At 38.3% G+C, this 23,006-nt stretch carries 16 protein-coding genes, 14 tRNA genes and 3 rRNA genes; 1 reads left to right on the forward strand and 32 read right to left on the reverse strand.

Translation table 11 applies throughout. From position 1 onward, the window contains the following. Positions 1-7: 7 nt before the first annotated feature. The 20 genes from tsaB to ABID96_RS19580 all read right to left on the reverse strand — a co-directional run bounded on the left by tsaB (position 8) and on the right by ABID96_RS19580 (position 8,948). Positions 8-700, reverse strand: a complete 693-nt coding sequence (gene tsaB, locus ABID96_RS19485; protein ID WP_192604431.1) for a tRNA (adenosine(37)-N6)-threonylcarbamoyltransferase complex dimerization subunit type 1 TsaB — start codon at positions 698-700, stop codon at positions 8-10. After that, positions 681-1,148, reverse strand: a complete 468-nt coding sequence (gene tsaE / locus ABID96_RS19490) for a tRNA (adenosine(37)-N6)-threonylcarbamoyltransferase complex ATPase subunit type 1 TsaE (RefSeq protein WP_088004185.1) — start codon at positions 1,146-1,148, stop codon at positions 681-683. Before tsaE ends, tsaB begins: the two co-directional genes overlap by 20 nt. A gap of 214 nt (positions 1,149-1,362) precedes the next feature. Further along, a tRNA-Asp gene (locus ABID96_RS19495) sits at positions 1,363-1,438 on the reverse strand. A 3-nt stretch (positions 1,439-1,441) separates the two neighbouring features. Continuing rightward, positions 1,442-1,518: transfer RNA gene (locus ABID96_RS19500), tRNA-Met, on the reverse strand. Positions 1,519-1,560: 42 nt separating this feature from the next. Beyond that, positions 1,561-1,676: ribosomal RNA gene (gene rrf / locus ABID96_RS19505) — 5S ribosomal RNA — on the reverse strand. Positions 1,677-1,728: 52 nt separating this feature from the next. After that, positions 1,729-4,668, reverse strand: a 23S ribosomal RNA gene (locus tag ABID96_RS19510). A 151-nt stretch (positions 4,669-4,819) separates the two neighbouring features. Then, positions 4,820-6,369, reverse strand: a 16S ribosomal RNA gene (locus tag ABID96_RS19515). Together the 16S, 23S and 5S rRNA genes with 14 tRNA genes alongside form the textbook arrangement of a ribosomal RNA operon. 82 nt (positions 6,370-6,451) lie before the next feature. Continuing rightward, a tRNA-Gly gene (locus ABID96_RS19520) sits at positions 6,452-6,525 on the reverse strand. A 5-nt stretch (positions 6,526-6,530) separates the two neighbouring features. After that, positions 6,531-6,607: transfer RNA gene (locus tag ABID96_RS19525), tRNA-Pro, on the reverse strand. Between the two features lie 5 nt (positions 6,608-6,612). Continuing rightward, positions 6,613-6,689: transfer RNA gene (locus ABID96_RS19530), tRNA-Arg, on the reverse strand. Positions 6,690-7,158: 469 nt separating this feature from the next. Then, positions 7,159-7,241, reverse strand: a tRNA-Leu gene (locus ABID96_RS19535). 14 nt (positions 7,242-7,255) lie between these two features. Next, positions 7,256-7,328: transfer RNA gene (locus ABID96_RS19540), tRNA-Lys, on the reverse strand. Positions 7,329-7,434: 106 nt separating this feature from the next. Then, positions 7,435-7,509, reverse strand: a tRNA-Gln gene (locus tag ABID96_RS19545). Between the two features lie 191 nt (positions 7,510-7,700). Then, positions 7,701-7,775, reverse strand: a tRNA-Gln gene (locus ABID96_RS19550). A 200-nt stretch (positions 7,776-7,975) separates the two neighbouring features. After that, positions 7,976-8,051, reverse strand: a tRNA-Asp gene (locus tag ABID96_RS19555). A gap of 13 nt (positions 8,052-8,064) precedes the next feature. Beyond that, positions 8,065-8,140 (reverse strand) — tRNA-Val (locus ABID96_RS19560). A 12-nt stretch (positions 8,141-8,152) separates the two neighbouring features. Beyond that, a tRNA-Glu gene (locus tag ABID96_RS19565) sits at positions 8,153-8,227 on the reverse strand. A gap of 7 nt (positions 8,228-8,234) precedes the next feature. After that, positions 8,235-8,325 (reverse strand) — tRNA-Ser (locus ABID96_RS19570). 7 nt (positions 8,326-8,332) lie between these two features. After that, a tRNA-Asn gene (locus ABID96_RS19575) sits at positions 8,333-8,407 on the reverse strand. An 85-nt stretch (positions 8,408-8,492) separates the two neighbouring features. After that, the gene (locus tag ABID96_RS19580) at positions 8,493-8,948 is read right to left on the reverse strand and encodes a SprT family protein (protein ID WP_192604348.1); all 456 of its coding nucleotides are present in this window, start codon (positions 8,946-8,948) and stop codon (positions 8,493-8,495) included. Between the two features lie 319 nt (positions 8,949-9,267). Here ABID96_RS19580 and cmpA point away from each other — a divergent pair, with 319 nt between their 5' ends. Continuing rightward, positions 9,268-9,378 (forward strand): cortex morphogenetic protein CmpA, encoded by a 111-nt coding sequence (gene cmpA, locus ABID96_RS19585; RefSeq protein WP_088003988.1) that lies wholly within the window; start codon positions 9,268-9,270, stop codon positions 9,376-9,378. Here the strand turns inward: cmpA and ABID96_RS19590 are convergent. The 12 genes from ABID96_RS19590 to ABID96_RS19645 form a co-directional block, all read right to left on the reverse strand. After that, a complete protein-coding gene (locus ABID96_RS19590; protein ID WP_192604347.1) occupies positions 9,368-11,566 on the reverse strand; it encodes a Tex family protein in 2,199 nt (732 codons plus the stop codon). The genes cmpA and ABID96_RS19590 overlap by 11 nt on opposite strands. 123 nt (positions 11,567-11,689) lie before the next feature. Next, positions 11,690-12,040: a type II toxin-antitoxin system endoribonuclease NdoA gene (ndoA, locus tag ABID96_RS19595; RefSeq protein ID WP_056476047.1), complete on the reverse strand. Its 351-nt coding sequence runs from the start codon at positions 12,038-12,040 to the stop codon at positions 11,690-11,692. 4 nt (positions 12,041-12,044) lie between these two features. Further along, the gene (locus ABID96_RS19600) at positions 12,045-12,326 is read right to left on the reverse strand and encodes a CopG family ribbon-helix-helix protein (RefSeq protein ID WP_069033898.1); all 282 of its coding nucleotides are present in this window, start codon (positions 12,324-12,326) and stop codon (positions 12,045-12,047) included. 133 nt (positions 12,327-12,459) lie between these two features. After that, positions 12,460-13,635 (reverse strand): alanine racemase, encoded by a 1,176-nt coding sequence (gene alr, locus ABID96_RS19605; protein WP_192604346.1) that lies wholly within the window; start codon positions 13,633-13,635, stop codon positions 12,460-12,462. Positions 13,636-13,803: 168 nt separating this feature from the next. Continuing rightward, positions 13,804-14,814 carry a LolA family protein gene (locus tag ABID96_RS19610; RefSeq protein WP_192604345.1) on the reverse strand — a complete coding sequence of 337 codons (1,011 nt, stop codon included), beginning with the start codon at positions 14,812-14,814 and terminating at the stop codon, positions 13,804-13,806. A gap of 253 nt (positions 14,815-15,067) precedes the next feature. Beyond that, positions 15,068-15,421 (reverse strand): holo-ACP synthase, encoded by a 354-nt coding sequence (acpS, locus tag ABID96_RS19615; protein ID WP_088003976.1) that lies wholly within the window; start codon positions 15,419-15,421, stop codon positions 15,068-15,070. A 23-nt stretch (positions 15,422-15,444) separates the two neighbouring features. Beyond that, positions 15,445-16,410, reverse strand: a complete 966-nt coding sequence (gene uvsE, locus ABID96_RS19620; RefSeq protein WP_192604344.1) for a UV DNA damage repair endonuclease UvsE — start codon at positions 16,408-16,410, stop codon at positions 15,445-15,447. A gap of 114 nt (positions 16,411-16,524) precedes the next feature. Beyond that, positions 16,525-18,093 carry a degradosome RNA helicase CshA gene (cshA, locus tag ABID96_RS19625; protein WP_192604343.1) on the reverse strand — a complete coding sequence of 523 codons (1,569 nt, stop codon included), beginning with the start codon at positions 18,091-18,093 and terminating at the stop codon, positions 16,525-16,527. Positions 18,094-18,453: 360 nt separating this feature from the next. Beyond that, positions 18,454-19,839, reverse strand: a complete 1,386-nt coding sequence (locus tag ABID96_RS19630; RefSeq protein ID WP_192604342.1) for a UDP-N-acetylmuramoyl-tripeptide--D-alanyl-D-alanine ligase — start codon at positions 19,837-19,839, stop codon at positions 18,454-18,456. 78 nt (positions 19,840-19,917) lie between these two features. Continuing rightward, positions 19,918-21,018, reverse strand: coding sequence for a D-alanine--D-alanine ligase (locus ABID96_RS19635; protein WP_142283145.1), 1,101 nt, complete (start codon positions 21,016-21,018; stop codon positions 19,918-19,920). A 214-nt stretch (positions 21,019-21,232) separates the two neighbouring features. Next, positions 21,233-22,495 (reverse strand): MDR family MFS transporter, encoded by a 1,263-nt coding sequence (locus tag ABID96_RS19640; protein WP_192604341.1) that lies wholly within the window; start codon positions 22,493-22,495, stop codon positions 21,233-21,235. A 126-nt stretch (positions 22,496-22,621) separates the two neighbouring features. Next, a complete protein-coding gene (locus tag ABID96_RS19645; RefSeq protein WP_088003963.1) occupies positions 22,622-22,849 on the reverse strand; it encodes a hypothetical protein in 228 nt (75 codons plus the stop codon). Positions 22,850-23,006 lie beyond the last annotated feature (157 nt).

Here is a 23,006-nt window from a genome sequence, read left to right on the forward strand (position 1 = left end):
CATCCTCCTACTTTTCTTGGTCTGCTAACCAATTTGCTTCAGCTTCAGATAATCTTAAATACTCAGGTGCAAATTCATGCACAGATTCTTCCTTTTCCTCAAGACTACAGTTAAATAATTCACTTGGTCTTTGGTTGTTTAAATTATTCGTAGCAAATATTGCTCGTTCATTTAGTTGTTCAATAATGTAATCCTTATGAATCGCAACATCATTGCCAACGAAAAGAATTGGCTCATTCAGTGACTTTAATTTTTCCATCCAAACACTTCGATCTATATTACATTCGTTTAAAATACTTGAAGTTTCATTCCCTCTAAAATCATAAAGCCCTGTAAACAATAAATTTCTTCTCGCATCAAATATTGGACAAACTAGCCCTTCAAAGTAACGACCATTTGACGCCAATGCCTTTAAACTAGATACACCTACGATCGGTATATTTAATGAAAAAGCTAGTGTTTTCGCTACTGTAACACCAATTCTTACACCAGTGTACGATCCAGGTCCTTTTGCAACTACAATCTTTGTTAATTCCTTAGGTTTAATGTTACATTCCTTCATTAAAGCATCAATTGCAGGCATTAAACGTACGGAATGATTTTTATTTATAAATGTAATAGTTTCACCAATAACTGATTCATCCTTTAAAAGACTAATACCCATTACATTTGTTGAAGTATCAATTGCTAAAACGGTCATCTTTTATTAACTCCTTGCAAACAAATTCATACCTTGCTCCTTTAGGGAATAAAGTAATCATTCTACCATTTTCTTTATGTGTAATAACAATTTTCAAGAATTCATTTGGTAAGTAATCTGAAATTAAATGTGCCCATTCTACTACACAAACACCTTCACCCATAAAATATTCATCAAAGCCTAAATCCTCGTTACTTCCTTCTAAACGATAAACATCCATATGGTATAGTGGAATTCTACCTTTATATTCTTTTATTATATTAAATGTAGGGCTGTTAACTGTTCTTTTTACGCCAAGTCCTTTTGCAAATCCTTTCGTAAAAGTTGTTTTGCCAGCACCCAAGTCACCTTCTAATAAAATAACATCTTTCTGTTGAACTATTTCACCAAGAAAATATGCAATTTGCTGCGTTTCTTCCTCGGTATTTGTATGTAAAACAATTTCCAATTACTTCACCACCAAAAAATTCATACTCGTCTATTCTAACTTTGCCATATTATATCATTTCAAAACATTAAGGGATTGTCAAACAGTAATAATTCCTAATACTTAAGAATGTTACAAAATTTATAACGACTCTTCATTGCCTATTGAAACGATAATGCTGTTTTATATATAAAAAAAAACGAAACAAATTGTTTCGTTTTAAAATTCATATGTATGGCGGTCCCGACCGGGATCGAACCGGCGATCTCCTGCGTGACAGGCAGGCATGTTAACCGCTACACCACGGGACCATTTGGTTGCGGGGACAGGATTTGAACCTGCGACCTTCGGGTTATGAGCCCGACGAGCTACCAGACTGCTCCACCCCGCGATAATTTGGATACTAATTAATTTAGATCCTTAAAAAAATAAAACCAGGCGACGTTCTACTCTCACAGGGGGAAACCCCCAACTACCATCGACGCTGAAGAGCTTAACTGCCGTGTTCGGTATGGGAACGGGTGTGACCTCTTCGCCTTAATCACCTGATTTATTTGTGGGTTTGTACCCTCAAAACTAGATAATGTCATTATCAAACTTGTTAGTTAAGTCCTCGACCGATTAGTATCAGTCAGCTCCACGTGTCACCACGCTTCCACCTCTGACCTATCAACCTGATCATCTCTCAGGGGTCTTACTAGCTTAACGCTATGGGAAATCTCATCTTGAGGGGGGCTTCATGCTTAGATGCTTTCAGCACTTATCCCTTCCACACATAGCTACCCAGCCATGCTCTTGGCAGAACAACTGGTACACCAGCGGTGTGTCCATCCCGGTCCTCTCGTACTAAGGACAGCTCCTCTCAAATTTCCTGCGCCCACGACGGATAGGGACCGAACTGTCTCACGACGTTCTGAACCCAGCTCGCGTACCGCTTTAATGGGCGAACAGCCCAACCCTTGGGACCGACTACAGCCCCAGGATGCGATGAGCCGACATCGAGGTGCCAAACCTCCCCGTCGATGTGGACTCTTGGGGGAGATAAGCCTGTTATCCCCGGGGTAGCTTTTATCCGTTGAGCGATGGCCCTTCCATGCGGAACCACCGGATCACTAAGCCCGACTTTCGTCCCTGCTCGACTTGTAGGTCTCGCAGTCAAGCTCCCTTATGCCTTTACACTCTTCGAATGATTTCCAACCATTCTGAGGGAACCTTTGGGCGCCTCCGTTACTCTTTAGGAGGCGACCGCCCCAGTCAAACTGCCCACCTGACACTGTCTCCGAGCCGGATAACGGCTCTAGGTTAGAATTTCAATACAGCCAGGGTAGTATCCCACCGACGCCTCCACCGAAGCTGGCGCTCCGGCTTCTCAGGCTCCTACCTATCCTGTACAAGCTGTACCAAAATTCAATATCAAGCTGCAGTAAAGCTCCACGGGGTCTTTCCGTCCTGTCGCGGGTAACCTGCATCTTCACAGGTACTATAATTTCACCGAGTCTATGGTTGAGACAGTGCCCAAATCGTTACGCCTTTCGTGCGGGTCGGAACTTACCCGACAAGGAATTTCGCTACCTTAGGACCGTTATAGTTACGGCCGCCGTTTACTGGGGCTTCAATTCAGAGCTTCTCCCGTAAGGGATAACCCCTCCTCTTAACCTTCCAGCACCGGGCAGGCGTCAGCCCCTATACTTCGCCTTACGGCTTCGCAGAGACCTGTGTTTTTGCTAAACAGTCGCTTGGGCCTTTTCACTGCGGCTCTCCCGGGCTTGCACCCAAAAGAGCACCCCTTCTCCCGAAGTTACGGGGTCATTTTGCCGAGTTCCTTAACCATAGTTCTCTCGCTCACCTTAGGATTCTCTCCTCGCCTACCTGTGTCGGTTTGCGGTACAGGCACCTATTTCCTCGCTAGAAGCTTTTCTTGGCAGCGTAGAATCAGGAACTTCGGTACTATATTTCCCTCGCCATCACAACTCAGCCTTAACGATGTGCGGATTTGCCTACACATCAGCCTAATTGCTTGGACGCGCATATCCAGCAGCGCGCTTACCCTATCTTTCTGCGTCCCTCCATTGCTCAAACGGAAATCAGGTGGTACAGGAATATCAACCTGTTGTCCATCGCCTACGCCTGTCGGCCTCGGCTTAGGTCCTGACTAACCCTGGGAGGACGAGCCTTCCCCAGGAAACCTTAGGCATACGGTGGACGGGATTCTCACCCGTCTTTCGCTACTCATACCGGCATTCTCACTTCTAAGCGCTCCACCAGTCCTTACGATCTAGCTTCAACGCCCTTAGAACGCTCCCCTACCACTGATACCATACGGTATCAATCCGCAGCTTCGGTGATACGTTTAGCCCCGTTACATTTTCGGCGCAGAGTCACTCGACCAGTGAGCTATTACGCACTCTTTAAATGGTGGCTGCTTCTAAGCCAACATCCTGGTTGTCTAAGCAACTCCACATCCTTTTCCACTTAACGTATACTTTGGGACCTTAGCTGGCGGTCTGGGCTGTTTCCCTCTTGACCACGGATCTTATCACTCGTAGTCTGACTCCTATGGATAAGTCATTGGCATTCGGAGTTTGACTGAATTCGGTAACCCGTTGGGGGCCCCTAGTCCAATCAGTGCTCTACCTCCAAGACTCTAACACATAAGGCTAGCCCTAAAGCTATTTCGGGGAGAACCAGCTATCTCCGAGTTCGATTGGAATTTCTCCGCTACCCACACCTCATCCCCGCACTTTTCAACGTGCGTGGGTTCGGACCTCCATTCAGTGTTACCTGAACTTCATCCTGGACATGGGTAGATCACTCGGTTTCGGGTCTACGACCACGTACTATATCGCCCTATTCAGACTCGCTTTCGCTGCGGCTCCGTCTCTTCAACTTAACCTTGCACGGGATCGTAACTCGCCGGTTCATTCTACAAAAGGCACGCCATCACTCATTAACGAGCTCTGACTATTTGTAAGCACACGGTTTCAGGTTCTCTTTCACTCCCCTTCCGGGGTGCTTTTCACCTTTCCCTCACGGTACTGGTTCACTATCGGTCACTAGGTAGTATTTAGCCTTGGGAGATGGTCCTCCCAGATTCCGACGGAATTTCACGTGTTCCGCCGTACTCAGGATCCACTCAAGAGGGAACGAGGTTTCAACTACAGGGTTTTTACCTTCTTCGACGGACCTTTCCAGGTCGCTTCATTTACCCCGTTCCTTTGTAACTCCGTATAGAGTGTCCTACAACCCCAAGAGGCAAGCCTCTTGGTTTGGGCTATCTTCCGTTTCGCTCGCCGCTACTCAGGAAATCGCATTTTGCTTTCTGTTCCTCCAGGTACTTAGATGTTTCAGTTCCCTGGGTCTGTCCTCAGTACCCTATGTATTCAGGTAAAGATACTACTCCATTACGAGTAGTGGGTTCCCCCATTCGGAAATCTCCGGATCAAAGCTTACTTACAGCTCCCCGAAGCATATCGGTGTTAGTCCCGTCCTTCATCGACTCCTAGTGCCAAGGCATCCACCGTGCGCCCTTTCTAACTTAACTAATTTTAAAACTTAAATTAAACTTACGCAGTTTAATGAATGACATTATCTAGTTTTCAAGGTACAAATTGAGAGTGAACTCTCAAAACTAAACAAAACAATGAAGAAACATCTTTTCATGCATGAACCAACGGTTCATGATGTCTCCATAGAAAGGAGGTGATCCAGCCGCACCTTCCGATACGGCTACCTTGTTACGACTTCACCCCAATCATCTGTCCCACCTTAGGCGGCTGGCCCCTAAAAGGTTACCCCACCGACTTCGGGTGTTACAAACTCTCGTGGTGTGACGGGCGGTGTGTACAAGGCCCGGGAACGTATTCACCGCGGCATGCTGATCCGCGATTACTAGTGATTCCGGCTTCATGTAGGCGAGTTGCAGCCTACAATCCGAACTGAGAATAGTTTTATGGGATTAGCTCCACCTCGCGGTCTTGCAACCCTTTGTACTATCCATTGTAGCACGTGTGTAGCCCAGGTCATAAGGGGCATGATGATTTGACGTCATCCCCACCTTCCTCCGGTTTGTCACCGGCAGTCACCTTAGAGTGCCCAACTGAATGCTGGCAACTAAGATCAAGGGTTGCGCTCGTTGCGGGACTTAACCCAACATCTCACGACACGAGCTGACGACAACCATGCACCACCTGTCACTCTGTCCCCGAAGGGAAAGCCCTATCTCTAGGGTTGTCAGAGGATGTCAAGACCTGGTAAGGTTCTTCGCGTTGCTTCGAATTAAACCACATGCTCCACCACTTGTGCGGGCCCCCGTCAATTCCTTTGAGTTTCAGTCTTGCGACCGTACTCCCCAGGCGGAGTGCTTAATGCGTTAACTTCAGCACTAAAGGGCGGAAACCCTCTAACACTTAGCACTCATCGTTTACAGCGTGGACTACCAGGGTATCTAATCCTGTTTGCTCCCCACGCTTTCGCGCCTCAGCGTCAGTTACAGACCAGAAAGTCGCCTTCGCCACTGGTGTTCCTCCAAATCTCTACGCATTTCACCGCTACACTTGGAATTCCACTTTCCTCTTCTGCACTCAAGTTTCCCAGTTTCCAATGACCCTCCCCGGTTGAGCCGGGGGCTTTCACATCAGACTTAAGAAACCGCCTGCGCGCGCTTTACGCCCAATAATTCCGGACAACGCTTGCCACCTACGTATTACCGCGGCTGCTGGCACGTAGTTAGCCGTGGCTTTCTGGTTAGGTACCGTCAAGGTGCCAGCTTATTTAACTAGCACTTGTTCTTCCCTAACAACAGAACTTTACGACCCGAAGGCCTTCATCGTTCACGCGGCGTTGCTCCGTCAGACTTTCGTCCATTGCGGAAGATTCCCTACTGCTGCCTCCCGTAGGAGTCTGGGCCGTGTCTCAGTCCCAGTGTGGCCGATCACCCTCTCAGGTCGGCTACGCATCGTCGCCTTGGTGAGCCGTTACCTCACCAACTAGCTAATGCGCCGCGGGCCCATCTGTAAGTGATAGCCGAAGCCATCTTTCAATAAAGGAACAGGAGTTCCTTTATGTCATCCGGTATTAGCTCCGGTTTCCCGAAGTTATCCCAGTCTTACAGGTAGGTTGCCCACGTGTTACTCACCCGTCCGCCGCTAACCTGCAGGAGCAAGCTCCTACAAGTCCGCTCGACTTGCATGTATTAGGCACGCCGCCAGCGTTCGTCCTGAGCCAGGATCAAACTCTCCATAATAGTTAAGTTTAAATCTTGTATTGCTCAAAAAACTAATAATTGACGTTTTACTTCATGTTTTGTTTAGTTTTCAAAGTTCAAATGGAGCGGGTGATGGGAATCGAACCCACGACCGAAGCTTGGAAGGCTTCTATTTTACCATTAAACTACACCCGCGAAGATGGTCGGGAAGACAGGATTTGAACCTGCGACCCCCTGGTCCCAAACCAGGTGCTCTACCAAGCTGAGCCACTTCCCGTAATATGGCGCGCCCGAAAGGACTCGAACCCATAACCTTTTGATCCGTAGTCAAACGCTCTATCCAATTGAGCTACGGGCGCATATTGTGTTGTCACTTCGTTAGCGACTTTTATAGTATATAATAACTACTACTGGAAGTCAACATCTTTTTAAAGTTTATTTATCTTAAACTTAGTAAGCTTACTACGATAAGCTTCTGATGACTTCGTTAAGTTCTAACGGGAACTTTATCTATATTAAAGCACTATGAACACAAAGTCAACATAATTTAAAAGAAAAATTAACTTTTATTGAAATAAGTTATATTCACTAAATAGAATGTGACTTTGAAGTGCTTAGTTTACGAAGTTAGCGTTAATTTATGCAATGTACTCTAAAGAATTTACTTAGGGTTTGAGAAGAAACTATATTATAGAAGTAAATATTAAACAAACCTTAATCCACCCAATAAATCATTTGAATTATAGGTATTGGTACTGATCAAACAACTATAAAATACAAAAAAGACAATCTACATGCTGTAGATTGTCTGGTTATATACATATAAGATGCGGCCGAGAGGACTTGAACCTCCACGGAGAAACCTCCACTAGGCCCTCAACCTAGCGCGTCTGCCATTCCGCCACGACCGCAAATAAACAAAAAGTGAGCCATGAAGGATTCGAACCTTCGACCCTCTGATTAAAAGTCAGATGCTCTACCTACTGAGCTAATGGCTCGTAATAAAGATAATATTACAAGTATCACAATTACTACACTTTTGAATGACTTAGAAGTCTATTTGGTCGTGCTATCGCACTAGAGCATTGCTCATAAAAAAGATAATGGCTGGGCTACCTGGATTCGAACCAGGGCATGACGGAATCAAAATCCGTTGCCTTACCGCTTGGCTATAGCCCATTGATTAAACTACATGAATCAAACTACTATGAATTCGCTACATGAACCCGCTCCGCAGGATTTTCTTTATGTTGTATTGCTCTAACCTCTTGAATTACTCCTCAAGATAAAGACAATCCGACATCTGTAAAAGCAGAATTTAAAATTCGTACTTAAATGTCACATTTCAACATTTCTTACAAATAGGTAAATGGCTGGGCTACCTGGATTCGAACCAGGGCATGACGGAATCAAAATCCGTTGCCTTACCGCTTGGCTATAGCCCATTGATTAAACTACATGAATCAAACTACTATGAATTTGCTACATGAACCTGCTTCGCAGGATTTTCTTTATGTTGTATTGAATCCACCTCTTGAATTACTCCTCAAGATATACACAATCAGACACCTAAATGACAATAAATTAGCCACCCAAAATATTATCTCCAAAAAAAAGAAAAAATACTACAATATGTAGTAAATAATGGCGGTCCCGACCGGGATCGAACCGGCGATCTCCTGCGTGACAGGCAGGCATGTTAACCGCTACACCACGGGACCGTATAAAATTAAATGGTGGAGGATGACGGGCTCGAACCGCCGACCCCCTGCTTGTAAGGCAGGTGCTCTCCCAGCTGAGCTAATCCTCCGTAATATAAAAATGGTGACCCGTACGGGATTCGAACCCGTGTTACCGCCGTGAAAGGGCGGTGTCTTAACCGCTTGACCAACGGGCCTTATGTATGGCAGAGAAGAAGGGATTCGAACCCTCGCACCGCGTTAACGATCTACACCCTTAGCAGGGGCGCCCCTTGAGCCACTTGGGTACTTCTCTAAAATAATGGCTCCGCAGGTAGGATTCGAACCTACGACCACTCGGTTAACAGCCGAGTGCTCTACCACTGAGCTACTGCGGAATAATATAAATTATTCATCAACACTTTCTGGTAAGTGGTGACAAGTAATAATATAAACTATGAATATATAGCCTGTCAATACTATTTATAACTGTTTTAATGTACTTTTGCATATTCCACAAACAAACCGTTTCAAGTCAACTTTTCTCTTTCGTAAATACGTTTGCCCACATTTTGTACAAATGTAACGATACTTATAAGGTACAATCCTTTTTTTAGTTGTTGCCGTTAAAGGTTTGCAGTACCTTGGTGCACCAACCTGTTTTAATAAATCTTTAAAATCCTTGTCCTCATGCTTATATCCTTTTTTCATTATGTGTAGATGATAATGGCATAATTCATGTAAGATAATACCCTTTAATTCTTCAATTCCATGTTCTTGGAAATACAATTTATTTAATTCAACATTGCTTGTTTTTAATAAATATCGTCCACCTGTAGTTCGTAATCTAGCATTAAAAGTAGCTTGATGTAAAAATGGACGGTTAAAATGTTTCAATGATAATTCTTCAACTAATTTTTGTAGTATTTCGTTTTCCATCCTCATATCTTCCCTTAACTGATTCTATATTCCTTATTTCTTTTTGTATTAACTAATATACAACTCACATTTTTCTAGGTATCTGCATACATTAAACTTACAAATGAGAATTTCAAAGATCATAATCGTACAATTTATACTAAATGAGTTGCTCTTAGTAAATCTCTCTACAATGGCGTAAAATTTATGTTTAAATGAACAATTTCGTTATCCTTTTTATAAAGGTATTAGAAGGTTACCCCTCACTCATTTAATATGTCGCCCATCTCCAATTAAAAGATGGGCGAAGATTTTTAAGCTGGAGGTTTTTCATATGGTTATGCCAAGTTGGCTGAAAACCCAAATGCAAAAAGCTTTTTATGAAAAAAACCGCTATCAAATAAAATTATTAAATCAATGCTGGTTTTACTATCAAAAAATTAAGCTTTGACTGTTTCTTTTGATTCAATCGGAAGCATTGACAAGCCTACTCTTTGCTTTTTTTGATCTACTTCAGCAATCCAAACTTTTACTACTTGTCCGACAGATACTACATCTAATGGATGTTTGATAAATTTACTACTCATTCGTGATATATGAACAAGGCCATCATTTTTTAAACCGATATCTACGAATGCTCCAAAATCAACAACGTTTCTAACAGTACCTTCTAACTGCATGCCAATTTTCAAATCTTCTATATTTAGTACATCTTGTCGTAATAATGGTGCTGCTAATTCATCACGTAAATCTCTTTCTGGCTGCATTAAGGAATTTAATATATCTTTTAAGGTAATTTCACCAATATCTAGTTGGCTTGAAGTTTCTTCTATATTTAAAGCTTTTATTTTATCTTTTAATTCATTTGAGCCAAGTTGACTTGAAGACATATTTAATTGCTTCAATAATTTTTTAACCTGTCCATAGTTTTCAGGGTGAATACCAGTACGATCTAGCGGCTCGTCACCTTCAAGCACACGCAAAAAGCCTATACATTGTTCATATGTTTTCGCACCAAGGCGAGGTATTGTTTTCAATTCTTTTCTGTTTGCAATCTTACCTTTTTCATCACGATAGTTTACGATGTTTTTTGCAACAGTTTTTGATAAACCCGATACATATTGAAGTAGTGAAACCGAAGCGGTATTAACGTTAACCCCTACTTGGTTTACAGAAGTTTCAACAACAAACGTTAATGACTCGTTTAAGCTTTTCTGAGAAACATCATGCTGATATAATCCAACCCCAACAGATTTTGGATCAATTTTCACTAATTCTGCAAGAGGATCTTGTAAACGCCTTGCAATTGAAACCGCACTACGTTCCTCTACTTGCAGATTAGGAAACTCTTCTCGTGCTAATTCTGAAGCAGAATAAACACTTGCACCTGCTTCATTAACAATTACGTAGTAAATGTCTTTGTTTGTTTCCTTTAAAATCTCTGATACAAATAGTTCAGTTTCTCTTGAAGCTGTTCCGTTACCGATTGCAACCATTTCTATCTTGAATTGTAGAAGAATATCTTTTATCTTTGCAACGGCTTGTTCCTTTTTCTTCTGTTGAATTTCAACCTTTTCTCCTTTAAACGGATGTGGGTAAATGACATCTATTTTTAGAACCTTACCAGTCTCATCAACTACTGCTAGCTTACAACCTGTTCTAAATGCCGGGTCAACTCCAAGCACAACCTTTCCTTTTAAAGGTGGCTGTAATAGTAATGAACGTAAATTTTCTGAGAAAATGGTAATTGCTTGAGAATCAGCCTTTTCAGATAGTTCCTTACGTATTTCTCTTTCAATAGATGGTTGAATTAAACGTTTATATGCGTCTTCTACAACCTCCATTAAAATTGAACGAACAAAAGTTTCTTTTTTAATCACATTTCGCCCTAGAAAAGAAATGATATCTTCATATGGTGATTGAACTGAGATTTTCAGAATGTCTTCCTTTTCACCACGGTTCATGGCAAGAATTCGATGGGGTACAATTTTTGAGATAGGCTCTGAATATTCATAATACATTTCATACACTTTCTTCTCATCTTTATCCGCATCTTTGACACTAGCTTCTATTAAACCTTTTCTAAAAGTAGATTCTCTAATCCATTTTCGATAGTTCGCATCATCTGCAATCCATTCTGCAATAATGTCTTTTGCACCTTGGATTACATCATCAACTGTATGTACTTCTAATTCTTCATTTATATATTTTAAAGCTTCATCGGCTAATGAGCCCTCTTTTGGTAGCTGAAACAACCATTCAGCTATTGGTTCAAGACCTTTATCCTTAGCTACTGTTGCTCTCGTTTTTCTTTTTTCTTTAAATGGTCTATATAAATCCTCTACTTCTTGTAATTTAGAAGCGATTTGAATACTTTTTTGTAATTCTTCAGTTAGTTTTCCTTTTTCTTGGATTAAACGGATGACTTCTTCTTTTCTTGATTGTAGGTTCACTGCATATTCATATTTTTCAAGGATTGAATGAATTTGTACTTCATCTAATGAACCTGTTTTTTCTTTTCGGTATCGTGCAATAAAAGGGATTGTATTCCCTTCTTCTTTTAATTCAATAACAGTAGACACTTGTTGCGGTGAGATATTTAGTTCAGTTGCAATTTTTTTAACTAATTGCTGTGACATGATTACGACCTCCGATATCTAACTATTTTTACGTACTTAAATAACCCTTCCAAATAGAAAGGGTTACGAAGCAATTTTTATCATTATTAAAAAATATGTAGGAAAAGCTGCATTAAGCAACTTTTAAAAATCAACAAGTCCCAAACTGATTTGCAGCGCTTCGTCAACCTGATCCATCATTTCATCATCAAGATGAGTAATTTTATCAGTTAACCGCTGTTTGTCAATCGTTCGAATTTGTTCTAGTAAGATAACCGAATCACGTTCAAATCCATATTTCTTAGCATCAATCTCAACATGAGTTGGAAGTTTTGCCTTTTGGATTTGTGCTGTAATCGCAGCGACTATAACGGTAGGACTAAAACGGTTACCGATATCATTCTGTATTATGAGAACCGGACGAACTCCACCTTGTTCAGAGCCAACTACAGGGGAAAGGTCTGCAAAATATACGTCGCCACGTTTTACTATCAAGTGATTACCCCCCGCTAACTAAGCGCTCCACTTTCGAATCCGCTTCAGACTCAGCATAAAATGACTCAGAAGATATTAATAAGTTGATTTTAGCCATTTCCATGTATCCGCGTCGCATTTGTTCACGACTTTGGCGTCTTTTACGATCCTTCAAAAACATCTTAGTCGCTTGATAAATATATTCATTTCGATTACCGTTTTCTTGCTTTACTAATCCATCTAGTTCGCTTACTACGTGTTTTGGTAAACGTACTGTGATTTCAGTTGTCGCATTTAGTTCGGACAAGTTTCAGCACCTCCAGAATCAACTATTACCCATATATCTCCCTATATTACATCATACCATTAATTTCAAAGATTGGAAAGACACATATCTTCGTTTATCTTAACCAAATAAGCGTGTTTCATACTTTAATACATCAATTATCAAATTCATCTGATACTAGATAATTACTAATGAACCTTATTTTCCCATCTTTTTTGTATACTCTCGGAACTCTATTATTGATCAGACAAGTGACCTCATAATTAATCGTATTCATATGAGATGCAACATCTTCCGCACTCACAATTTTACCATTACTTTCCCCAATCAACGTCACTTTAGTCCCTACTGGATAATGTTTTGATAGCTTTATCATACATTGATCCATGCAAACTCGACCTACTATTTCTGCTTTTTCACCTTCTATAAGTACAGAAAAACCTTGCATATCTCTTAACCAACCATCTGCATATCCTACTGGGAGCGTAGCAACCCATTCTACATCTGATGTTTTATAAGTTGCTCCATAGCTTACTCCACTATTTGCTGGCAACTGCTTTATATGAGAAACTTTTGTGTAAAATGATAATGCAGGCTTTAAGCTAAACGGAATTTTTGTTTTCATTTCCAAAGATGGTGTTAGACCATACATGATGATTCCAACACGCACTGTATTAAATAAGCCCGTTTCTAATACTGCTGCTGCACTATTTGCACAATGAATTAAAGAAGGTGAAAAACCGCTGTCCTTAACCCATTCAATTGTTTCATAAAATCTATCTAATTGTTGTTGAAAATATGTTCGATCTAGTTCATCCGCTGTCGCAAAATGCGTAAACAACCCTTCAAGATTAATCGATGATTTTTTTAATAAAGTTGAAGCTTTTTCCCATTCAGCTTTTGTTTTTAGCCCTAATCTTCCCATTCCAGTATCAAACTTAATATGAATCGTTACTTCATCAGAATCTGAAAGATAATTTGTGATATCCTCTAGCCAATCAACATTATATGCTGTTAAAGTCAAATTATGTTTGATTGCTATATTTATATCCTGTGCTCTAGTTGCTCCTAATACTAAAATCGGAGCATCTATTCCAGCTTTACGAAGAAAAATCCCTTCATCAATAAATGCAACTAATAAACGTGTTGCACCTGACTTCAATGCTTGTTTTGCTACTTCTATATAACCATGTCCATATGCATTAGCTTTTAAAGCTACATATATTTCTTGATGATTAGGGTAAAGCGATACAATATTTTTAACGTTTTCTTCAATCGCATCTAAATTCACTTCAACCCATGTGTCGCGATAAAATGGCGTTTCTGACATAATTTACACTTCCTTATCGTTTTACCCTTGCTCTTTTTATATATGTGTAAAATTATTTGCTTAAATACAAGAAATGTCAACCTTTAACCTTTATACAAATAGTCTATTCCAATATAAAAAGGCGTGATAGTACTTCAATCACGCCTTTTCTCAAGTTTGTAAATATGATTATTTTGTTCCTGTTTGACCTACTGATTGAGCAACCTCAATTAATTCACTTTGCGTTAAGTTACTAGATACAATTGTAAAGTCTGTTCCTCCATGCGACCATGAAATCATTTTGTCTGAAAGTGCACCGACAGTATATCCTAAGTCAACTGGTTCACCACTGATCTCCATGACTGTACCAGTTTCTGAAATACGAGATTTTTCTTCAATTAAAGTAAATGATTTATCACCTTTATATGAAAGAATAACTTGAACACCACTTTCAGTCTTAACCTCTTGTTGGTCTTCTAAAGTTACTCCGTCCATTAATTTATTAGGGTATTGCGTTACTAATAAGTTAGAATCGTTATTAGTAGACGTTGGTACACTTAAACGTGCGCTTGTCATGTTTTTCTTCACATCAAATGCATCTTTATCAAACTTTGGATTGTATTTCACTTTATCAAATTGAACATCTAACACAACATTTTTATCAGAATCTAATAACTTAACTGACTCTGGTGTTAAACCTTTTTTATTAAACGTAATTTCTTGGGTAGGAAGTAATTGTTTATTTGTATAGTTCGTTTTCGTTTCAAATACATAACCTTTTTTAGTTGATTTGAAAGTAGCATCTTTATCTTGTACTAAATCATTTACTAATGATTCCGGTAAATATGGTTGGCTGCTGTTTGATGGCCAATCACTTTGGAAACGGTAACTTTTATTTAGTGCAGGTGTTAAGACAAATACGCCCTCTTTGTTTCGTAAAATAATTTGATTTTGGTCGCTTTTAGCATTTTTTAATTGTACTCGGTAATATGAAGGTTTTTTGTGCCAAATGACTACCTCATATTTTTGCGGATCATTTCCGTTATTAATTGTTAACGTAGCGTCCGCCTGATAACCACTCATTTTTTCCATCTTATTACTTAATGAACCTACAACATCTTCCCTCGATTTCTTACCACATGCAGCCATTGATAAAATCAACGTAAAGGCCAAAAGCATCGCTACAAGCTTTTTCTTCATCTCCCCAGCTCCTTTGTTCCTCTTATATTGTAAAAAGAGAATCTCATGCAAAGGCAATAGAATAAATGTGCGCGAGTAGCTAAGAAGTTTAACCTAGATTTATTCATGCACGTTGCAACCTTGCTTCTCCTATCCTCATAGAACTATATGAGGTCAAGCTCTAAAATATGCAGACTAGCATGACAAGCTAAACTAAAAAAATTACAAAATAAAAAACAGTCACAAAACTCGTAACTGTTCAATAATAAATTGTCTATAATTGCTGTAAAACTACTTGCGCAGCGGCATAATGCTCAGTGTGAGTAATAGATAAGAAAGGAATAAAAGGTAAATCAACTGATAGAACCGGTTTCCCTTTTTCATCATTTAGAATTTCTATATCATGAAAGCCAAGTTCTTTTCCAATCCCTGTACCGAATGCCTTCGAACAAGCTTCCTTAGCCGCGAATCTCCCTGATAAAAACTCCAATTTTCTACGCTCAGAGAGATTTTTATAAATTTCATATTCAGCTTCAGTTAAAATCCTATTTGCAAAACGTGGTTGCGATCCAATAATCTCTTTCATCCTTTCAATCTCTACTAAGTCCAATCCTATACCTACAATCATTACCTCACCCTTACTTTCACTTACTACGGTTTAAAATTAAAACTAGAATCATTTACAACTTCAACTGAAGGATGCCTTTTTAGATCCTCCATCAGTTTAAAAAGCGCATTATCTTTTTGTTTTGCTTCAATCATACAATCAATTTGCTTAACAGAGCCATATATTTCATTTAAAAAAGTAAGAAACATAGAAGAATCTACATAATCAGCGTGTGCTCTTATGTCTTTATCGTCCCTTGGACTTGATATATGCATTTTCATTGGTAGCTCAGAGACTGTCCAAGTATTGACTGCTCGCCCCCAATTTTCAGTCCATTGTTCGTTTACGTGATTCACCAAGTGATGGTGATAATCAAAAACAATCGGAACGCCTAGTTTTTCACATGCAAATAATGTTTCATCAAACGTAAACGCTGTATCATCATTTTCGAACATTAGCATCTTTTGGATTGGCGAAGGAACTGAACCAAAATTTTCCACCAACTGTTCTAACGACTTCTCTTTGTCATCATACCCTCCACCAACGTGTAATACACAACGATGCTCAGTATTTATTTTCATTGCCTTTAAAAGTTGGTAATGCATTTTTAACGTTTTAATTGATGACTTTAACAGTTCCTCATCAACCGAATTTAAAATAACGAAATGGTCAGGATGAAAATCAATTCTCATATTGTTTCTTAAAGCAAATTCCCCAAGCCGATTTAGCTCCTCTTTTAAAGGCTTCATAAAATTCCAATCCTTCAGCTCTTCATGATTAGCTAGAGGGATCAGCTTACTACTTAATCGAAAAAAAGATATATTATGTGCTTTATTGTGTTTAAGCAGTCGTAAACAATTATTGATATTTGTCTTTGAAATAAGTTCTAATTTTCTAATCGCAGCTTCTTTATCTTTTTGCTTTAAAAACTGTGCAAATGTCATCGTCTTTGATGGAGATGCATTTTGTAAATTCATACTCATTGCAACATAACCAAGTCTTACAAGCATATAAATCCAACTTTCTTACATTTTTCCTTAGTTTATGGAAAATACGTAAAATCACACCGTTTATTTTCAAAACAAAAAGGTACATGGATTACACCATGTACCTTCTTTTTAATATTATTTACTGCTATCTTGATGTCTACGTTGTCCGCCACGATTATTATCGCGAGAACCTGAACCTGAACCTGAACCTTCACTACGTTTGCTACGGAAGTTTCCACCACGGTTTCCGTCTCTATCGCCACGGCGACCATCTCCACGGCGGTCTCCACCACCACGACGATTATCTCCGCCACTACGTTTGTTTTCGCCACGACGGTATCCACCGCCACCGCCACTGCCACCGCGTCCACCGCGGTCACGTTTTACCATTGGTGGCTCATCAGTTAATCTGATTGGTGTTTCGTTTGGTTCTTTAGTTAACATTTTTAACGCTGCTGCTACAACACTCACAGAATCATGCTCTTCAAGTAATTCTTCAGCAATACGTTTGTAGAATGCTAAGTTATCACTTTCCATTGTTGAAGTTAATTTTTCAGCAATAATACGTTGCTGACTTTCAATCGCTTCATCCAATGTAGGTGCAGTCATACGTTCCATACGACGTTTAGTTGTACGTTCAATATTTTTTAATTGGTTAAACTCACGAGGCGTAATAAATAGCATCGCAATACCTGATTTTCCAGCACGACCTGTACGTCCAATACGGTGAACATAGCTTTCAGGATCTTGAGGAATATCAAAGTTATAAACGTGTGTTACACCAGAAATGTCTAATCCACGAGCTGCTACATCAGTTGCAACTAATACATCAATTGAACCAGCTTTAAATTTACGAAGTACTTGCTCACGTTTTGCTTGTGATAAATCACCATGAATACCTTCAGCTGCATAACCACGTAGGTTTAATGCTTCTGATAATTCATCAACACGACGTTTTGTACGACCAAAAATAATTGCTAATTCTGGTGTTTGAATATCTAATAAACGTGTAAGCACGTCAAATTTTTTCTTTTCTTGAACTTCAATAAAATGTTGTTCAATGTTAGGCATTGTAACTTCTTTCGCTTGAACTTTTACGATTTGAGGATTTGTCATAAAAGTTTCTGCAATGCGACGAATTGGGTCAGGCATTGTAGCTGAGAATAGAAGCGTTTGTTTATTTTCAGGAACTTCTTTTAAGATCGCTTCAATATCTTCAATGAATCCCATGTTTAGCATTTCATCTGCTTCATCTAAAACAACAGTATTTACGTTGTTAAGACGAATCGTACGACGATTAATATGGTCTTGAATACGACCTGGAGTTCCTACAATGATATGTGGGAATTTCTTTAATGAACGCATTTGACGGTTAATATCTTGTCCACCGTAGATCGGTAAGATTTTAACGCCTTTGTTCTGACCAATTTTGTGTAATTCTTCGCCAACTTGGATCGCTAACTCACGTGTAGGTGCAATAACAAGTCCTTGAACATGGTTATTATCTACATCAATTTTTTCTAGTAAAGGAATACCGAAAGCGGCTGTTTTACCAGTACCAGTTTGCGCTTGACCAATTACATCGTGGCCTTGTTTTGCTAATGGAATAGTCTGCGCTTGAATTGGAGTAGCTTCCTCGAAGCCTAATTTTTCAATCGCAAACAGGATTTTACTACTTAATCCTAATTCTTGAAATGTTGTCAATTTGGTTAATCTCCTTTGTATCTCAATTATATCTATAAAAATTATATGTTTCGTGACTGTTCACATTTGGAAGGTTCGTTTTTAGTGGAAAACAATGTCCGAAGTATCATGAAAAGGAAACAATATCTACTCATTATACGGACATTCCATCTAAAAAGCAAATGAAGTTATATTTTTTCAGTATGATTTTCATTCCTTCTTGCGTGGAAAACAATAGTCCAACTTCCTTAATTTTCCCATGTTTCCTCACTTTTAACATAGTAATCCAGCACATAAATATTTTGTGCCTGATCAATTCTTCCAAATTAATTGTCACTTTAAAAATATAATTAGTAGCAATACTTTTGTTACTAATTCTCCTTACTCGTTTGTTTCTAATAATGCATTAACGACTTCTTCTAATTTCATTCCTCTTGAGGCTTTCACTAAAACAAGATCACCCGGTTTAACTTCTTGTTTTAATATATCAATTAAATTATTTTTGTCATCAAAACTTTTTACCTTCGAAGAGTCCATTTGTTCAAATGCAGAAACTGCTGCAAACTTACTTAATGAACCATAAGTGTATAAATAATCAAATTGAAGCCTTACAACCTCTTCACCAATTTCTTCGTGAAAAGCAATTTCTTGATCACCTAACTCTAACATATCTCCAAAGATTACAAACTTTCTTTTATAGCCAGTTAATTCCGCTGCAAATAAAAGAGCCGCTTTCATTGAAGTAACACTAGCGTTATAAGCATCATTTATAATTGTTAGCCCATTTTTAGTTTTTAATAACTCCATTCGCATTTTCGTCATTTCTAGATTTTGCATACCTAATTGTATTTCTTCCCAAGTTAAAGAGAATTTTCTGGCTACTGCTATTGCTGCCAAAGTATTACTAATATTATGCTTTCCTAGTACACTCAATTTGAAACGAACATTATTTGATTTATTTATATCAAATTCACAACCTGATTCATTCATTTCAATAAAAGTAGGATAAAAATCATTCTGTTCATTAAAACCAAACGTTTCAATTGTATAAGAAGGCTGTTGATCTTTTGTACCATCCAATAATAATGGTTCATCTCCATTAATAACTAGTAAGCCCTCTTTTGAAAGTCCACTTGCGATTTCTAGCTTAGCTTTTGCAATACCTGCTCTAGAACCTAGTTCTTGCATATGAGACTCACCAATATTAGTGATAATTGCAGCATCTGGCTCCGCTAATTTTGATAAAAACTCAATTTCACCGAAATCACTCATACCCATTTCTAAAACAGCAACTTCTGTATCTTCATCCATCGAAAGAACTGTTAGTGGTAAACCGATATGATTGTTAAAATTCCCTTGTGTTTTATGTACTTTATATTTTGCTGAAAGGATGCTAGTCAAAATGTCTTTAGTAGATGTTTTTCCATTACTGCCTGTAATACCAACTATTTTACCATTCCATTCTTTTAAATACGATTTTGCTAATGCTTGGAGCGCTTCTAACGTGTCATCAACTAAAATAACAGAAGTATTAGTTGGCGCTTTTGTATATTTTTTTGAACATAAAATTGCACTTGAACCATTTTCTATAGCTTGAGGAAGGAATTCATGAGCATCAAATCTTTCCCCTATAATTGGTATAAATAATTTTCCATTTAAATCTCCACGTGAATCTGTTGAAACGCCATTAATTGATAGATCATTACCTACTAACTGACTTCCAGGTATCATCTTTACAATTTGTGATAAAGTACGCACGATTGCCATTGTCACCGACTCCTATCCGAAGTATTTCTATCTATTCATATGAAAACACTATTCAATCATGAATAGTGTTTTCAATTGTTAAATATTATATTTAATTTGTTGTTTTTGTTCGTGTCTTTCAATTCCTAAGTTAATTAATTTCTCAATTAAACTTGAATATGATAAACCTGAAGCTTGCCATAATTGCGGATACATACTAAATGGCGTGAAACCAGGCATAGTATTTACTTCATTCATTAATACTCCACCATCTTCAGTTACAAAGAAATCCGCACGAGTTAAACCAGAACCATCAATTGCTTTAAAAGCTACTTCGGCATAATGTTTAATCTTCTCATATGTTTCTTGTTCGATCGGTGCAGGAATGATTAATCCTGTTTCGCCGCTTTCGTATTTAGCACTATAGTCATAAAACTCTACTGAAGGTTTAATTTCTCCTACAACAGAACATTCAACTTTATCATTTCCTAAAACGGCAATCTCGATTTCACGACCAACGATATTTTCTTCAATAATGACTTTACGGTCAAATTGGAAAGCTTCTTCAAATGCGGCAACTAAAGATTCACGATTTTTCGCTTTACTGATCCCAACACTTGAACCTAAATTAGCTGGTTTAACAAAAACAGGATAACCTAATTCTTGTTCAACTTTTTCATAACAAGATTCAGCTGTTTCCTTCCATTCTGTTTTTAAGAAGTGAACATACTTCGCTTGTGGAATGCCAGCTTGAGCAAATAAATTTTTCATGATGACTTTATCCATACCTGCTGCAGATGCTAATACACCATTTCCAGCATAAGGGATATTTAATAATTCAAGTAATCCTTGAACTGTTCCGTCTTCACCATTTGGTCCATGTAATAATGGGAATATTACATCAACTGGTCCAGTAGATTCTTGATTTGATGCTGCAGGAATAATTGATGAAGTTAATGCAACAGGAGCTATTTCACTTACATGTTGATCTTCGTTTGAGAATTTTAAAGCAGCTACACTTTCTACTTTACCTTCTATTTGTTTACCTTGTAACCATTCGCCTTGTTCTGTTATATAAATTGGATACACATCAAATTTTGAGTGATCTAAAGCTGAAATAACGGCAAAAGCTGTTTGTAATGATACTTTATGTTCAGCAGACTTACCGCCATATAATAAACCTAACTTAATCTTCATGATGTTCCCCCTACTATTTTTTGCTCTTCCTATTGTACCACTTTCTCCCAAACTGTATAAGCTTTTATGGGTAGAAACCTATATTTCTTTACAACATATGCAATTAAGTTGGAGTTGTGATAGAAATACGATTAACTACTAAAGCAGATCACCCATAGAATTATTCCTATTGTTTTTCTCTGTTTACTCAAATAAAAAAAGGCCGCGTTTTATTGCGCTAGCCCTTGATTTTTTCTCTAAATGCTACTTTCTCATCAAGTGAACGATACATTACACCTGAAACGACTACTCCAGTACCTAATATGACAAATAGCCATAAACCTAGTTTCAGATCAAATAAGAATCCACCTAACAATGGACCAAGGAAACCACCAATAGTCCATTTCATACTTCCAACTGCCATATATGTTGCTCTAAGTTCTTCTGGAGCAATGTTTGCAACGAAAGTCATTTGAACTGGTGACATAACCATCTCACCAAATGTGTAGTAAGCAAAAATGATTCCTAGAATGAATAAAATTACCCATTTCCCAAATCCAATTGAAAGTAAAATTGGTGGTGCAAATCCAATTGATAATATGCCTAAACCAAATAATAATGTTCCGTAAAACATCGTTTTTCCAATTGAACGATTCGCTAAATAACTTGAAATCGGAAACTGTAGTAATACAACTAATAAACCATTAAGTGACATTAGAAATGGATACGGTGTCCACTCCCCAAAATGAGATTGGAAACTTTGTTTAAAATAAAGTGGTAGCATGCCTTCGATTTGTGAGAACCCCATAGAAATAATAATACCTGTAGCAACATAAAAAAGAAGTAATTTATCAGTAAGAATAATATTTACAACCTGTTTAAATGGTATCTTTGTGCCTGCCTTTTCATTACTCTTCACATTTCCAGCTGGCAATGTTTCTTTTAATAAAACGAATTGAGCAATACTATAGATACCCAATGCAGTTGCAGCGATGTAAAACAAACTGTCCTTCGAAAAAAATACAATAGAACTTCCAAGTAGAGGTCCTATAACAGTACCAAAATTACTACCAACTCGAAGTAGTCCATACGCTTCCGTTCTTTCTTCTGGTGCAGTCACATCTGCAACCATTGCAGAAGCAGCTGGATCAAAGAATGAATTACTGATTCCCAATAAAATTGAAAGGATTAAAAAAGCGGTATATCCTTCGACAAAAGAAAATGAAATAAGAATGATTGAAGAGGCAAGCGTTGAAAATACCATCATACGTTTACGACCATATATATCAGCCAATCTTCCACCAAGCATTGAACCAAATAATGATGCAATTGGCGAAATTGACATAATGAAACCAACCTTTAACATAGAATCAACTTTACCTTCTAGATATAAAGCAAAAAACGGCATCAGCATCATCATTGCGCTACTTGTAATGGTTTCTCCAATTACTCTAATCCACACATTCCGATCCATTCCTTTTAACTTCTTAAAAAATTCCATATAAACGACACCTCCTAGTACGTCTAAATCTTCATTATTAAATGTATATGTTATAAATCTTAATAATTCAACAAAATAAAAAGGGTGTTCAAATTGACTTTTTAGTCATTGAACACCCACTCTTTTTTAAGCTTGTTCTCTAGTTGAGACTGAAAACATCAATCCCAAAAATGTTCCTAGTAAAAATAATGTTGAACAAGAGCCCATTAATACAATGCTCACTGTTAAGACAACGTCAGTATGTACGTAACCGCTTCCAGTGAAATATAGTAAAAAAAGAATAAGACCAATTAAAAAGACAATACCTGAATATCGAGTATACGTTTCAACGATTTCATTATCAGTTCGCTTCATATAAATAACCTCCTGTAGTATTTTTGTTAAATGCAATACCTTAAATGTGACAACTTTGTGACACTTTTATATTAACACATATTTTTATTATTGTAACTATATTCTGAAAATATTTTAAAGAAAAGAAAAAGCCGAGATTTTTCATCTCGACTCATTC

The sequence above is a fragment of the Gottfriedia sp. OAE603 genome, from assembly GCF_040543965.1.
In the GTDB taxonomy this organism is placed as follows: Bacteria; Bacillota; Bacilli; order Bacillales; family Bacillaceae_G; genus Gottfriedia; species Gottfriedia solisilvae.

What these genes read in the sequence shown, in the direction of transcription:
- ABID96_RS19610 (WP_192604345.1), bottom strand. Translation starts at nt 14,814, where the DNA reads ATGAAGAAAAAGCTTGTAGCGATGCTTTTGGCCTTTACGTTGATTTTA.
- cmpA (WP_088003988.1), top strand. Translation starts at nt 9,268, where the DNA reads ATGCCAAGTTGGCTGAAAACCCAAATGCAAAAAGCTTTTTATGAAAAA.
- ABID96_RS19630 (WP_192604342.1), bottom strand. Translation starts at nt 19,839, where the DNA reads ATGGCAATCGTGCGTACTTTATCACAAATTGTAAAGATGATACCTGGA.
- ABID96_RS19640 (WP_192604341.1), bottom strand. Translation starts at nt 22,495, where the DNA reads ATGGAATTTTTTAAGAAGTTAAAAGGAATGGATCGGAATGTGTGGATT.
- ABID96_RS19580 (WP_192604348.1), bottom strand. Translation starts at nt 8,948, where the DNA reads ATGGAAAACGAAATACTACAAAAATTAGTTGAAGAATTATCATTGAAA.
- tsaB (WP_192604431.1), bottom strand. Translation starts at nt 700, where the DNA reads ATGACCGTTTTAGCAATTGATACTTCAACAAATGTAATGGGTATTAGT.
- ABID96_RS19590 (WP_192604347.1), bottom strand. Translation starts at nt 11,566, where the DNA reads ATGTCACAGCAATTAGTTAAAAAAATTGCAACTGAACTAAATATCTCA.
- uvsE (WP_192604344.1), bottom strand. Translation starts at nt 16,410, where the DNA reads ATGCTTGTAAGACTTGGTTATGTTGCAATGAGTATGAATTTACAAAAT.
- acpS (WP_088003976.1), bottom strand. Translation starts at nt 15,421, where the DNA reads ATGATTGTAGGTATAGGATTGGACTTAGTAGAGATTGAAAGGATGAAA.
- alr (WP_192604346.1), bottom strand. Translation starts at nt 13,635, where the DNA reads ATGTCAGAAACGCCATTTTATCGCGACACATGGGTTGAAGTGAATTTA.
- ABID96_RS19645 (WP_088003963.1), bottom strand. Translation starts at nt 22,849, where the DNA reads ATGAAGCGAACTGATAATGAAATCGTTGAAACGTATACTCGATATTCA.